Below are 12,777 nucleotides of genomic sequence, written 5' to 3'. Positions count from 1 at the left end.
TCAGCCGATCCGACTGGTCCCCGCTGCCACGACAGCGTCCTGCGCGGTCAGCCGCCGATACGCCGCCTCCCCCGGCGGCCGCCACCACACCGGATCGGTACACCGGATCCCCTCCCGCCGCAGCCCCGCCCGATGGATCTTGTTTGTCGCCGTGACCGGCATCCGCCCCACCACCCGGATGAACCGGGGTGCCATCTTCGTCCCCAAGTCCGGCTGGGACAGCAGGAATTCGGCGAAGGCGTGCGGGTCGAAGTGCCCGGCGATGGTGGCCATGACCTGGTCGCCGGTGACCGGGTCCGGTACCGCGTAGACCGCCACGGCGTCGGCGCCCTCGTAGCGGGCGAGGATGTTCTCGATCATCGCGGCGGCGAGGTTCTCGCTGTCGACGCGGAGGCGGTCGTCGGTGCGGCCGGCGAAGTAGAGGTAGCCGTCGGTGTCCCGGTAGAAGAGGTCGCCGGTCCAGTACCAGCCTCCCCACCGGCGCCGTTCCGCGTCCGCCTCCGGGTTGCGCCAGTAGCCCTCGAAGGGGTTGGGGGCGCGGTTCACCAACTCCCCTATCGCCTCTTCACCGTTGAGCAGCCGGCCGCCCGGGTCGAAGACCGCCGGCGGGCACTCCGCCCGCGTCTCCGGATCGAGTACGGCGAGACCGGGCGCCGCCCGACCGACCGCCCCGGACGGTGTCCCCGGCGACCACTGCACCGCCGCCCCGCCCTCCGAGGACCCGTACCCCTCCACCAGCCGCACCCCGAACCGCCGCTCGAACGCCGCCGCGTCCACCGCCCCCGCCTCCGTGCCGAAGCCCATCCGCAGCGGGTTCTCCCGGTCGTCGGGGCGTTCCTCGGTGGCCAGGATGTACTGCACGGCACGGCCGACATAGGTGAAGTACGTGGCCCCGTACGCCCGTACGTCGTCCAGGAAGCGCGACGCCGAGAACCTGCGGCGCAGCGCCACCCCGGCCCCGGCCGCCAGCGCCGGTGCCCAGTCGGCGATCACCGCGTTGCCGTGGAACATCGGCATGCAGATGTAGTGCACGTCGTCCGCGAGCACCCCGAAGCTGTCGACCAGCGAGGCTCCGGCGGCGGCCAGCCGGCCCTGGGTGCAGATCGCGGCCTTCGGGGCGCCGGTGGAACCGGAGGTGAAGTAGAGCAGGATGCGGTCGTCGGGGGTGGCCCGGGTGAAGGCGTCCGGTTTGGTGTTCGCGTACGGCGCGAGGAGGTCGTCGTAGGCCTGAGTGTCCGTCACCAAGAGCTGTACGCCGGGGAGTTGGAGGTTCTCGAGGAGCGGAAGGTGTGCGCGCCCGGTGACCAGGATCCGGCATTCGGTGTGCAGGATGTCGCGGGCCAGTTCGGGGCCGCGGCGGGTGGGGTTGATGCCGGCGACGGCCGCGCCCGCGAGGGCCGCCGCGCTCAACCACAGAGGATATTCAGGGGTGTTGTCGAGCAGGACGCCGACGTGGGGTGCGGTGCCGGGTGGGAGGAGGTCGGTGAGGAGCGCCGCTCTGGCCGCGGCGCCGGCCGCCACCTCGTGGTGGGTGAGCGTCCGCTCCTCGCACCACAGCCCCGGGCGGTGGTCCTCCCACCGTGCCTGTACGAGTTCCGCGACGGTACGCCTCCTGGACTCCATGGGGGCGCACGGTAGTTGACGTACCGTCAGATGTGGAGTCTACGGAAAGAAGTCGTCCGCCACCGTGAAGGCCTCGTGGACCGCGACGATGAAGACGAGGCAGAAGGTGACGAACACGCCGAGGAACGCCAGCACGCAGCCCGTCCCCGCCACGAGCTTCCCGCGGGCCGGGGCGTGGGCGGTGGCCCGCTCGGGATTGTCCGCCGCGTAGTACACGGTGACGAAGTCGCCCTCCAGGGTCGTCCCCGGCCCGTTCCCCTCCTCGAACCTGACGGTCCGGCCCTCGCGCGTCGTGAACTCGTAGACGTGGTGCAGCGTCGTCGACACCATGGTGTCCTCGCCGCCGCTGGCCGTCGTGTACGTCCGCAGACAGCGGGCCTCGGCCGTGAGCCCGCTGCTCCAGGCGCTGTCGACCTCCCGCGACCGGCGGATCACCTTGATCGCGCCGAACACCGCCAGGGCGATCATGAGGAGTGGCGCGATGTAGAGCAGTGCTTCCATGGTGTCCCCCGAGGTCAGTTACAGCTTGGTGGAGGGAACCTACCCCCGGGGAACACCGGACTGTCTCAACCAATGCTCAGAAAGTGACGTCCGAGCAGGAGTAGAACGCGTTGGTGGTGTCCGCGATCGTCCACACCGCGACGATCACATGGTGGCCGGTGAGGCCGGACGGAAGCGTGCCGCTGTGGGAGATGGTGGACGACGAGGGGCGCTGGCCGTTGTAGGGGACGGTGAGGAACGGCGTGGTGTTGAGGTCCGAGCGGGACAGGGCGTGGTTCTGGTTCCAGCCCTGCTTCGTGACGTAGTACTTGAAGTCCGTCGTCGCGTGGATCGCCGTGAACTGCCATCGGAAGGTGTACGACTGACCACCCGTCACCTTTGTCGTCGGCCAGGCGGTGCCCGACGGGGTCTTCGGCGCGCCGAGCTGGCTGAAGCGGCTGATCCCGCCGTTGCAGATCTGGCCGTCGGCGGGACCGGCGGCCGGGAAGCCCTTGGGGCCCTCGACGCTCTGCGGCTCGTACTGGATGTCACCGCAGTTCGTCACCGTGCCGTTGGCGCAGAGCTTCTGCCTGCTGATGGGGAGGTCGGTGTAACCGTGGCTGCTCGCGGCCCCGGACGAGAGCACGATGGCCCCGGCCGTGGTGAGCCCGAGCACGCCCGCGTACCACTTGGTCTTCTTGCGCATGCTGCCGCTCCTGGAGAACGTGTGGGGAGTTCCGTGAGCCGTGCAGGTCTAGACCAAGTCCCAGATTATTGCCCTTACTTGACCGTGTCCATACCGCTCACGGCGCGCCTTCCCCCCGCCCCGAGCAGAACGCGACCGTCAAGTCCTTGACCAGCGCCTTGCGTTCGTAGTCGTCCAGCTCCACCAGGCCGCGCATGGTCAGCCGGGTGACGGTGTCCTCCACCGAGTCGACCACCGAGGTCAGCATCGTCGCCCGCTGCTGCGCGTCCAGCGTGGCGATACGGCGGCGGGTCATCGCCGCGGCCACCTCGGGGGCGTACTCGACGCGCAGCGGCTGCACCGAGAACACCTCGATGCCGACCGGCCCCGCGTCCGCCGCGACCAGCCGGGTCAGCGCGTCGACGGCAAGCTCGGCCGCGCCCTTCGCGCCACCGCCCGGCGGCTCCACCGGCACCCGGGTCAGCGCCGCCTCCACGCACTCGCGCAGATACGTCTCGTGGTCCTCGACCCCGAGCGTGGCCCGCGCGGTGTCCCGCACCCGCCACACCACGAGCACGGCGACCCGCAGCGCGACCCCGTTCGCGTCGGCGGCCGGCATCGGCTCGCTGCGCCAGTGCCGCAGCCGTACGTCGACCCGGCGGCGCAGCAGCAGCGGGTTGACCCACATCAGCCCGGTGCGCCGGACGGTCCCCCGGTACCGCCCGAACAGGCCGAGCACCCAGGCCCGTCCGGTACGGCCCCGGGCCAGCCCGCCGAAGCCGAACAGACCGAGCGCGCCGGCCCCGGCGTACGCCGCCCACTGCGCGGGACCGAGCCCGGCACCGGCGTAGACCGGCAGCCGTAGCGCGTCGGCCGCGAGCGGGGGCAGGACGCCCGCCCACCACGAGGCGGCGAGACAGCCGGCGAGTCCGCAGGAACCGGCGAGCACGCCCGCCGTGCCCGGCAGCACCCGGGCCGGCCGCTCCACCAGCTCGGGGTCGACCTCCGGTGCCGGGCGCGGCTTGGCCGGGAGGGGACGGCGGAAGCGCGGCTGTTCGCCGGTGCCCTGTCTGCGTCCCACGACGGCTGGTCTGAGGGGCAGCGACACCGGGTCGGGGTCGTCGCGGAAGAGCAGGTGGACGGGGATCTCGGTGGTCGCCTCGTTCTGGATGAGGCGCGCGGTCCGGGCCTGCGCGGCCTCGTGCGGCCCCGCGGGTTCCTCGTTCTCGGGCGTCTGTGAAGTGGTCGTCGTACTCATGGTTGCCTCCAGCCTCCGCGCCAGATGCGTCACAACGGGTGGGGATGAGCGGGGTGATGAACGTGGTTACGAGAAGAGCCGGCGCCAGGTCTCCGGCCCCGGGTAGCCGTCCGCCGCGCCGCCCCGCCAGCCCTGGGCGCGCTGGAAGGCCTCGACGTTGCGCCGGTCCGGCTCGCCCCAGCGCGGTCCCGGGCCGGTCGTGTAGTACTTGCCGAAGCCCTTCTTGACCAGCTGCTTTCCGAGCTCGGTGACGTACTTGTTGGTCGCGCCGGGGCGGAACATGCCCCGGCCCGGGTAGCCGGGAACGCCGTGCGAGGCGGGCGCGGGCGGGCCCGCCGCTCCCACGACCGTGCCGCCGATGTTCCTGCCCTTGCCGGTGACGAGCAGTTCCCAGGTCAGCGGCCCCGGCAGGCCGTCCGCGTCCGCGCCGGTCCAGCCCTGGGCCTGCTGGAACGCCTGGGTGGCCAGCCGGTCCGCGTCCGACCAGACCGGGCCGGGACCCGCGGTGTAGTAGGCGCCGGCACCCCGGGCGACGAGCATCGTGCCGAGCTGGGCGACGTACTTGTTGTTGGCTCCGGGGCCGAAATACGCCGCTCCCGGGTACGCCGTCTTCGGCGTGACCGCGCCGGCCGGTGTCACCGGGGGCACCGCGGGCTTCGGGTTCACCTCCGCCGCGCTCAGCGTCAGGCCCTTGTAGCGGTAGGGGACGTAGTTGGCGGAGTGGCTCCAGTACGCGTACGGCGTGGACTGGCGCCGGGCGTGCGAGGGGGTCTCCTCCAGGGCGATGTAGTAGGTGTGCGTGTAGTCGGTCCAGCCGCCGAAAATGACGACGTGGGAGCCCTTCTCGGGATTCTCCGGATTGTGGAACAGCAGAATGTCGCCGGGCTCCAGTTCCTCCTTGGAAATACGTGTCCCGTACTGGTCGAGGCTGCCGGTCCATTCGTTCCCCGGCAGCCCCCAGGCCATCGAGACGAACCCCGAGCAGTCCTGCCGGTAACCGTCCGACCAGTATTCGTTCATGCTGTACGGCACCTGCGCCGCGATCCAGGTCTTGGCCCGGTTGATGATCTCCGCACGGGTGGTCGCGGGCGCCTTGAGGACACCGGCCGGCTTCGCCGGTCTGCCGCTCGGGCCGTGCAGCGGGGCCTTGGTGCCCTGCGGGGTGGCGGGCTCGTCACCCGTGTCACCTGCGGGGACGCCGGGGCGGGGCGAGGTGTGGGGGGCGGCGAGGGCCGGTACGGCGTGCCCGGCGGCGAGGGTCGCGGACGCGGCGGCGGCCACCACGAGGACCCGTCCGGCGAGAGGGTGACCGGTCGGGGAATGCGGCAGGGCGCGCCGCCGGTGAACACATCCGGGGCAATCGCAATCGCTCGCGGGATCGAATTCCTCGAATACCGGAGTCTCCATGCGATGCCCCTCACACTCCAGGTGGAAAATTCCGCGCTCGTGCACGTCCGCCAGTTTCTCAACTGTCTTCCGGACTCGCATGTTGACGGTCCGAATGATGTACAGGGGCCCGCCGGGGCCCGAGGGGGTGGTCGGGAGCACTCCTCCGCGTCCGGTAGAGTTGTGCAGGTCAGCAGGCGCCGCTAGCTCAGTTGGTTAGAGCAGCTGACTCTTAATCAGCGGGTCCGGGGTTCGAGTCCCTGGCGGCGCACAGACAGCGAGGCCCTCCGCACTGCGGGGGGCCTTTTGCATGGGCGGCCACGGAGGCAGAACATCCGTACGGGCGGAACACAGCTCCCCCCCCGTTTGGCCGGATACCCTCTCGCCATGGCAGCCCGTGACCTCCAGGAGCGGATCAAGAAGCTCATCCTCGACCGTCGGCTGGCCTCGGGGGCGCCACTTCCGACCGAGCCCGAGCTCATGGTGTTCCTCGGCGCGAGCCGGAACTCGGTGCGCGAGGCGCTCAAGGCGCTCCAGGCGATGGGGATCGTCGAGATCCGGCACGGGTTCGGGACGTACGTCGGCCCGATGTCGCTCGCGCCGATGGTCGAGGGTCTCGCGTTCCGTACCGTCGTCGGGCACTACCGGGGCGAGGACAGCCTGCTCCAGCTGCTCGAACTGCGGGAGGCGGTGGAGTCGGGGCTCGTCGCCCGGCTCGCGGGGCGGCTGCCGGAGCGGGATCTCGCCGAACTGGACGCACTGATACGGCAGATGGAGCGGGAGGCCGCCGAGGGCGTGGGGCTCGCGGCCACCGACCGGGCCTTTCACGCCACCTTGTACCGGGGACTGGACAACGCGCTGCTGAGCGAGGTCCTGGAGGCCTTCTGGGACGCATTCCACCGCGTCCACACCGATCTCGCCACCGGCCCGCAGGACCCCGGGGTCACCTGCCGCCAGCACCGGGAGATCCTCGACGCGGTCCGGTCCGGGGACGCGAAGCGCGCCGAGAAAGCCATAAGGCAGCACTTCGACAACGTGCGCACAAGACTGTCCACAACGACTCCACCTGATCCCCACACGCGCCCCAATGAACGCGTATGACCGGTAAACACCGCGTTTCGTCTCTTGCGATCATGATGAGCACCGTAGAACCCTGGTTTTGAAGATGCTGTCGATACACGGCAGTTGAGGGGGTACGTAACCGGTTGCGCGGTTTCGCGGGGAGGAGGGGCCCCGCGTAGGAACAGATGTCTGAGGGGGCATCGCGCAACCGGACGGTCGCAGTCGCATGTCTTTGTGAATGGACTGTGTGGTGACTGTGGCCACCACTGACACGTCCGTCGTGGGTCGAGGGGGACCCTGACGGGCGGCCGCGCCAAACAGACACGCGCGTTTTCGCGTGTGGGGGGATGACTCATGACGTCGACGCCGACGGGCGCCCGACAGGGCTTCGACCCGTCACAAACCACCGAACTCAGAGTCCCGGGACACCGGACCGGCAGCTTCCGCCGGATCAGGAACACGCTTCCGAGATACGACTACGAGCACTACAGCCGCCTTGCGGGACCCCTCACGCAGCCCGCCCCGGACCGGCCGTACAAGGTCCAGTACCGGTCGCTGCTGTCGCAGGAGACGCACCGCGTCCGCGCCGCGCTCATGCTGGGCGCGGCGCCGCTGCTGTCCCTGATCCTGCTGGGCTGGCTGCTGCAGCCGGGGCACTGGACCCAACGCGACTATCCCGCCTACGACTTCCTGCCCGCGCTGGACATCGTGATGCTGGTCGCGATCGGGCTGATCGAGTTCTTCCGCTGCATGAACGTGCTGTCCAACGCGCACGCCACGCTGGTCGCCCGCGACCCGATCCCGGTGGTGCCCGAGACCGGCACGAGAGTCGCGTTCATCACGACGTTCGTGCCCGGCAAGGAGCCCCTGGAGATGGTCACCAAGACCTTGGAGGCGGCCGTACGGCTGCGCCACCGGGGGCTTCTGCATGTGTGGCTGCTGGACGAGGGCGACGACCCCGAGGTCAAGGCGGTGTGCGGGCGGCTCGGCGTACATCACTTCTCCCGCAAGGGGGTTGAGAAGTGGAACCGGCCCAAGGGGCCCAACCGCGCGAAGACCAAGCACGGCAACTACAACGCCTGGCTGGAGGCGCACGGCGACGAGTACGACTACTTCGCCTCCGTCGACACCGACCACGTGCCGCTGCCCAACTACCTGGAGCGGATGCTCGGTTTCTTCCGCGACCCGGACGTCGGCTTCGTCATCGGCCCCCAGGTGTACGGCAATTACGACACCCCGGTCACCAAGGCCGCCGAGTCGCAGCAGTTCCTCTTCCACGCCCTGATCCAGCGGGCCGGCAACCGCTACGGCTCGCCGATGTTCGTCGGCACCTCGAACGCCGTACGGATCAAGGCACTTCAGCAGATCGGCGGGCTGTACGACTCGATCACCGAGGACATGGCCACCGGCTTCGAGATGCACCGGGCCAAGAACCCGGCCACCGGCAAGAAGTGGAAGTCGGTCTACACACCGGACGTGCTCGCGGTCGGCGAGGGCCCCAGCGCCTGGACGGACTTCTTCACGCAGCAGCTGCGGTGGTCGCGCGGGACGTACGAGACGATCCTCAAGCAGTACTGGAAGGGCTTCTTCTCGATGCCTCCGGGCAAGCTCTTCAACTACACCATGATGATCATCTTCTACCCGATGTCGGCCCTCAACTGGATACTGGCCGCGCTGAGTTGCGCCCTGTTCCTGGGCCTGGGCGCCTCGGGTGTGAACATCGACCCGACGATGTGGCTGATGCTCTACGGCAACGCGTCCGCGCTGCAGATCGGCCTCTACATCTGGAACCGCCGCCACAACGTCTCCCCGCACGAGCCGGAGGGGTCGGGCGGGGTCGCCGGCATGGTGATGTCCGCGCTGTCGGCACCGATATACGCGCGCTCGCTCTTCGACGCCGTACTCCGCAGGAAGAGCAAGTTCGTCGTGACGCCGAAGGGCGACTCGGCCAGCCCCGACACGCTGTTCGGGACGTTCCGGGTGCACTGGTTCTTCATCCTGATCTTCGGCGGCTCGCTGATGGCAGGGTTCGAGAACGGGCACTCCCACCCGGCGATGATCACCTGGGCCACCTTCGCCCTGCTGATCACCGCGTCGCCGATCCTGGCCTGGCGGTACATGCTGCGCCAGGAGAGGAAGCAGCCGCCCGCGCTCCCGGACGAGCCGCGCGACACCGTCCCGCCCCCGCAGCCGGTACCGGCCTCGCACGTACCTCAGCAGAAGCCCAGTTGGGCGGCCACGGCCACCAACAGCGAGCAGACGATGCAGATCGCGCTCGGTGGACCGGGGGGACGTAAGGAATGAAGGAAGCCGGCCGGCGCCGTGCCCGTCGACTCGCGATCAGCACGGTGGTCGTCATCGCCCTGGCCGGGATGAACGGGCCCTGGCTGTACAGATTCAGCACCGAGAGATACCACCAGTACGTCATCAACAAGCCCGAGTACAAGGCCGACAACGGGCACTGGGACATCATCCAGTTCCCGAAGAAGTACCGGCAGGACACCATCCACGCGGCACTGCTGCGCACCGGCAAGGTGCTGCTCATCGCCGGGTCGGGCAACAACCAGGACAACTTCAACGCGAAGAAGTTCGACACCCGGATCTGGGACCCGGTCAAGGGCACCATCAAGAAGGTGCCCACCCCGGCCGACCTGTTCTGCACCGGGCACACCCAGCTCGCCAACGGCAACATCCTCATCGCGGGCGGCACCAAGAAGTACGAGAAGCTGAAGGGGGACGTCAAGAAGGCCGGCGGCGTCATGATCCTGTACAACGAGAACCCCGACAAGCCGATGACCCTGCCCCAGGGCACGAAGTTCACCGGCAAGGCGAACGGCAGGACCTTCGTGTCCACGGACTCGGCGCTGATCCCGCGCGCCACGAAGGTGTTCGACAAGAAGACCGGCAGGTTCCTGCGGAACAACCCCGGTTACGCCCGGGTCGTCGTCGAGGCACCCAAGGAGGGCACCAAGTACGAGACCGGCACCCAGGACAACTACCGTATCCAGGGGCTGACCGGCGCCGACGAGCGCAACACGTACGGCATCGGGAACAAGTTCGGGCTCGACAAGCGGGACTTCGAGGGGATCAAGAACGCCTACGAGTTCGATCCGGTCGCCGAGAAGTACATCAAGGTCGATCCGATGAACGAGGCGCGCTGGTATCCGACGCTGACGACGCTGTCGGACGGGAAGGTGCTCAGCGTCTCCGGGCTCGACGACATCGGGCAGTTGGTGCCGGGCAAGAACGAGATCTTCGATCCGGCGACGAAGAAGTGGACGTACACGAAGACGAAGCGGCAGTTCCCGACGTATCCGGCGCTGTTCCTGACGGAGAACGGGAAGCTGTTCTACTCGGGGTCGAACGCGGGGTACGGACCCGACAACGTGGGCCGGGATCCTGGCATTTGGGACGTCGACACCAATCAGTTCACGAAGATTCCAGGGCTGAGCGATCCCAACATGCTGGAGACGTCCGCGACCGTGCTGCTGCCTCCGGCGCAGGACGAGAAGTACATGGTGATCGGGGGCGGGGGCGTCGGTGAGTCGAAGCTGTCGACCAACAAGACGCGGCTGGTCGATCTGAAGGACGCCGACCCGAAGTTCGTGGACGGGCCCTCGCTGGAGAAGGGGACGCGGTATCCGCAGACGTCGATCCTGCCGGACGACACCGTGCTGGTGTCGGGCGGTTCCGAGGACTATCGGGGGCGCAGCGACTCCAACATCCTTCAGGCTCGGCTGTACCACCCCGACACGAACACCTTCGAGAAGGTCGCCGATCCACTGGTGGGGCGGAACTACCACTCCGGGTCGATTCTGCTGCCGGACGGCCGGGTGATGTTCTTCGGGTCCAACTCCTTGTACGCGGACAAGGCGAACACGAAGCCGGGGGTTTTCGAGCAGCGGATCGAGATCTATACGCCGCCGTATCTGTACCGGGATTCGCGGCCGGACATCTCCGGGGGGCCGGAGAGCATTGCGCGGGGTTCGTCGGGGACGTTCACCTCGCAGCACGCGTCGTCCATCAAGAAGGTGCGGCTGATCCGGCCCAGCGCTTCGACGCATGTCACGGATGTGGATCAGCGGTCGATCGCGCTGGACTTCAAGACGTCCGGGAACAAGATCACGGTGACTGTGCCCAAGGACAAGAACCTGGTGCAGTCGGGGTGGTACATGCTGTTCGTGGACGACGACCTGGGGACGCCGAGCAAGGCGGTGTGGGTCAAAGTTCCCTGATCACTTGCTGGACTTGGCGAGGGCCAGTGCGTAACTCGCCCACCACTGGCCCGCCTTCGGTCCCCCCTTGCACTCGCCGTCCGACTCCCCCGGGCGTTTGACCCACAGGTAGGCGTCCACCAAGGGATCCGCCGTCTTCGTGGTCGGGGTCTCGCCCAGGGACCTGCCCGGGGGGTTGCACCAGTTCTCGTCCTCGTCGCCCGCCGTATACGGTCCGTTGCCGTTTCGGCTGGTGTCGATGACGAAGTGTTTGTTGCCCGCCTTCGCCGAGAGCTGTTTGCCGTACGCGATGGAGTCTTCCGTGGAGTAGAAGTTGGAGACGTTCACCGCGAAGCCGTCGGCCTTGGCGATGCCCGCTCGCTGGAGAGGCTGGTAGATCTCGTCGGGGTGGCCCCAGCCGGCGTTTCCGGCGTCGAGGTAGACCTTCGTGTGCTGGAGGGACTTGAGCTTGGCGATGGCGTAGTTCAGGAGGTCGTAGCGCTCGTCCTGGAACTGGGCGGGGGTGCAGCCGTCGACCAGGTGGAGCAGGGCGTCCGGTTCGAGGATCACCGTGGCGGAGCGGTCGGCGATGCCCTGGGCGACGGCGTCGATCCAGGCGCGGTAGGAGTCGCCGTCGCCCGCGCCGCCCTGGGAGTACTGGCCGCAGTCGCGGTGCGGGATGTTGTAGAGGACGAGGAGGGCGGTGCGGCCGGCCTTGTCGGCGGCCTCGGTGAAGCCCTGGGCCTCCGCCTCCGGGTTCTCCGGGCCGATCCACTCGCCGGTCGGCTGTTCGGCGATCTTCCTGATCTGTTCGGCGTCGGCGGTCTTGCCTGCCTTGGCGTAGGCGGCGACCTGCCGGGCCGCGTTGGTGTCCGGGTTGACCCAGATCGGGTCGCTGCCGCCGGGCTGTTGGCTGATCTTCGCCCCCGCGTCGGGTTTCCTGCCGTCCCCGCCCCCCGAGGAACAGCCCACGAGGAGCAGTGCCGCCCCCAGGACCAGCGCCGACGCCCGCGTGCCGAAGGGAACCGGGGTCCCCTGGCTGCCGTACATCCAACTCCCCCTTGGCTGTACCGATCCAAGGCTCAATCGTGACATACGTGGCGTGCCGCCCACGAGAACGCCCGGGATGTTGTCGGCCGGTTGTTACAGCCCGGCCGGGTTGGGTATGCGCCCGGCCTCAGGGGACGGGAGGGTGGCCGTCATGCACGACACGACCCGGGAGGGGCGGCTGGCCGCGGCGCTGGTGGAGGCGGCCGACACTCTGACCGAGACCTTCGACGTCGGGGACTATCTGCGCCGGCTGTCCGACCACTGCGTGGAGTTGCTGTCCGCGTGGACGGCCGGGGTGATGCTGATCGACGGCGGGGAGGCCGTGTCGCTGGCCGGGAGCAGTCATCGGGAGGCGGTGGCGCTCGATCTGCTGGCGGCCCAGCACGGTGGCGGGCCCTGTCTGGAGAGCTACGGCTCCGGGCGTGCCGTGGCGCCGGTGTCGATCGGGGTGGCCCATGCCGCCGCCCGCTGGCCGGAGTTCACCGAGCGGGCGCTGCGGCACGGGATCGCGGCGACGTTCGCGGTGCCGGTGCGGCGGCGGGACACGCTGCTCGGCGCGCTCAACGTGTTCGTGCCGACGTTGCCCAACGGCGGCCCGGACGGCGGCCGTTGGGAGTTGACGGTGGCGCAGGCGCTGGCCGACGCGGCGGGACTTGGGCTGCAGAATCACCGCGCGTACGCCCAATACCGTTCCCTGGCGGGGCAGTTGCAGGAGGCGCTGTCGAGCCGGGTACGGATCGAGCAGGCCAAGGGGATGCTCGCGGAACGCTGGCGGGTCGGTACCGACGAGGCGTTCGTCGAGTTGCGCCGGTACGCGCGGCGGCGCCGGCTGCCGCTGGACCAGGTGGCGCGCTCGGTGATCGAACGGGGCGTGGACGACGCCGAGTTGAGGGCTCCGTAGAACCCTGAACCACCTGTGCATATGACAGGGAGCTACCACACCGGGACATGGCGTTATTCGCCCTCTAGGCCCGGGCGCCCATTCGTTCTACAGTCGACTCCAACGGCCCCGGTCCCCG

Annotated in this window: 10 protein-coding genes and 1 tRNA gene; 5 read left to right on the top strand and 6 right to left on the bottom strand. The window is 68.9% G+C overall.

Annotated features, from left to right (window positions below):
• The 5 genes from ACFXC1_RS32210 to ACFXC1_RS32190 all read right to left on the bottom strand — a co-directional run bounded on the left by ACFXC1_RS32210 (nucleotide 1) and on the right by ACFXC1_RS32190 (nucleotide 5,453).
• Nucleotides 1–1,623 (bottom strand): long-chain-fatty-acid--CoA ligase, encoded by a 1,623-nt coding sequence (locus ACFXC1_RS32210; protein WP_381249246.1) that lies wholly within the window; start codon nucleotides 1,621–1,623, stop codon nucleotides 1–3.
• Between the two features lie 39 nt (nucleotides 1,624–1,662).
• Nucleotides 1,663–2,124 (bottom strand): DUF3592 domain-containing protein, encoded by a 462-nt coding sequence (locus tag ACFXC1_RS32205; protein ID WP_381249243.1) that lies wholly within the window; start codon nucleotides 2,122–2,124, stop codon nucleotides 1,663–1,665.
• Nucleotides 2,125–2,200: 76 nt separating this feature from the next.
• A complete protein-coding gene (locus ACFXC1_RS32200; RefSeq protein ID WP_381249241.1) occupies nucleotides 2,201–2,809 on the bottom strand; it encodes a lytic polysaccharide monooxygenase auxiliary activity family 9 protein in 609 nt (202 codons plus the stop codon).
• Between the two features lie 97 nt (nucleotides 2,810–2,906).
• Nucleotides 2,907–4,046 (bottom strand): SPFH domain-containing protein, encoded by a 1,140-nt coding sequence (locus ACFXC1_RS32195; protein WP_381249239.1) that lies wholly within the window; start codon nucleotides 4,044–4,046, stop codon nucleotides 2,907–2,909.
• A 66-nt stretch (nucleotides 4,047–4,112) separates the two neighbouring features.
• Complete coding sequence (locus tag ACFXC1_RS32190; RefSeq protein WP_381249237.1) at nucleotides 4,113–5,453, bottom strand: peptidoglycan-binding protein; 1,341 nt, start codon at nucleotides 5,451–5,453, stop codon at nucleotides 4,113–4,115.
• A 176-nt stretch (nucleotides 5,454–5,629) separates the two neighbouring features.
• Here ACFXC1_RS32190 and ACFXC1_RS32185 point away from each other — a divergent pair.
• The 4 genes from ACFXC1_RS32185 to glxA all read left to right on the top strand — a co-directional run bounded on the left by ACFXC1_RS32185 (nucleotide 5,630) and on the right by glxA (nucleotide 10,729).
• Nucleotides 5,630–5,703 (top strand) — tRNA-Lys (locus ACFXC1_RS32185).
• 116 nt (nucleotides 5,704–5,819) lie between these two features.
• Nucleotides 5,820–6,533, top strand: coding sequence for a FadR/GntR family transcriptional regulator (locus ACFXC1_RS32180; RefSeq protein ID WP_381249234.1), 714 nt, complete (start codon nucleotides 5,820–5,822; stop codon nucleotides 6,531–6,533).
• Nucleotides 6,534–6,848: 315 nt separating this feature from the next.
• Nucleotides 6,849–8,798, top strand: a complete 1,950-nt coding sequence (locus ACFXC1_RS32175; protein WP_381249231.1) for a glycosyltransferase family 2 protein — start codon at nucleotides 6,849–6,851, stop codon at nucleotides 8,796–8,798.
• Nucleotides 8,795–10,729, top strand: coding sequence for a radical copper oxidase GlxA (gene glxA / locus ACFXC1_RS32170; RefSeq protein WP_381249228.1), 1,935 nt, complete (start codon nucleotides 8,795–8,797; stop codon nucleotides 10,727–10,729). Before ACFXC1_RS32175 ends, glxA begins: the two co-directional genes overlap by 4 nt.
• Here glxA and ACFXC1_RS32165 read toward each other — a convergent pair whose 3' ends face one another.
• Nucleotides 10,730–11,758 (bottom strand): glycoside hydrolase family 6 protein, encoded by a 1,029-nt coding sequence (locus ACFXC1_RS32165; RefSeq protein WP_381249226.1) that lies wholly within the window; start codon nucleotides 11,756–11,758, stop codon nucleotides 10,730–10,732. It abuts the gene before it with no gap.
• A gap of 151 nt (nucleotides 11,759–11,909) precedes the next feature.
• On the opposite strand from ACFXC1_RS32165, the gene ACFXC1_RS32160 reads away from it, so the two are divergent.
• Nucleotides 11,910–12,659 carry an ANTAR domain-containing protein gene (locus tag ACFXC1_RS32160; RefSeq protein WP_381249223.1) on the top strand — a complete coding sequence of 250 codons (750 nt, stop codon included), beginning with the start codon at nucleotides 11,910–11,912 and terminating at the stop codon, nucleotides 12,657–12,659.
• Nucleotides 12,660–12,777: the final 118 nt, after the last annotated feature.

Source organism: Streptomyces hokutonensis (assembly GCF_042751305.1).
Classification (GTDB): domain Bacteria; phylum Actinomycetota; class Actinomycetes; order Streptomycetales; family Streptomycetaceae; genus Streptomyces; species Streptomyces hokutonensis_A.
This window is presented reverse-complemented; position numbering and strand designations above follow the sequence as displayed.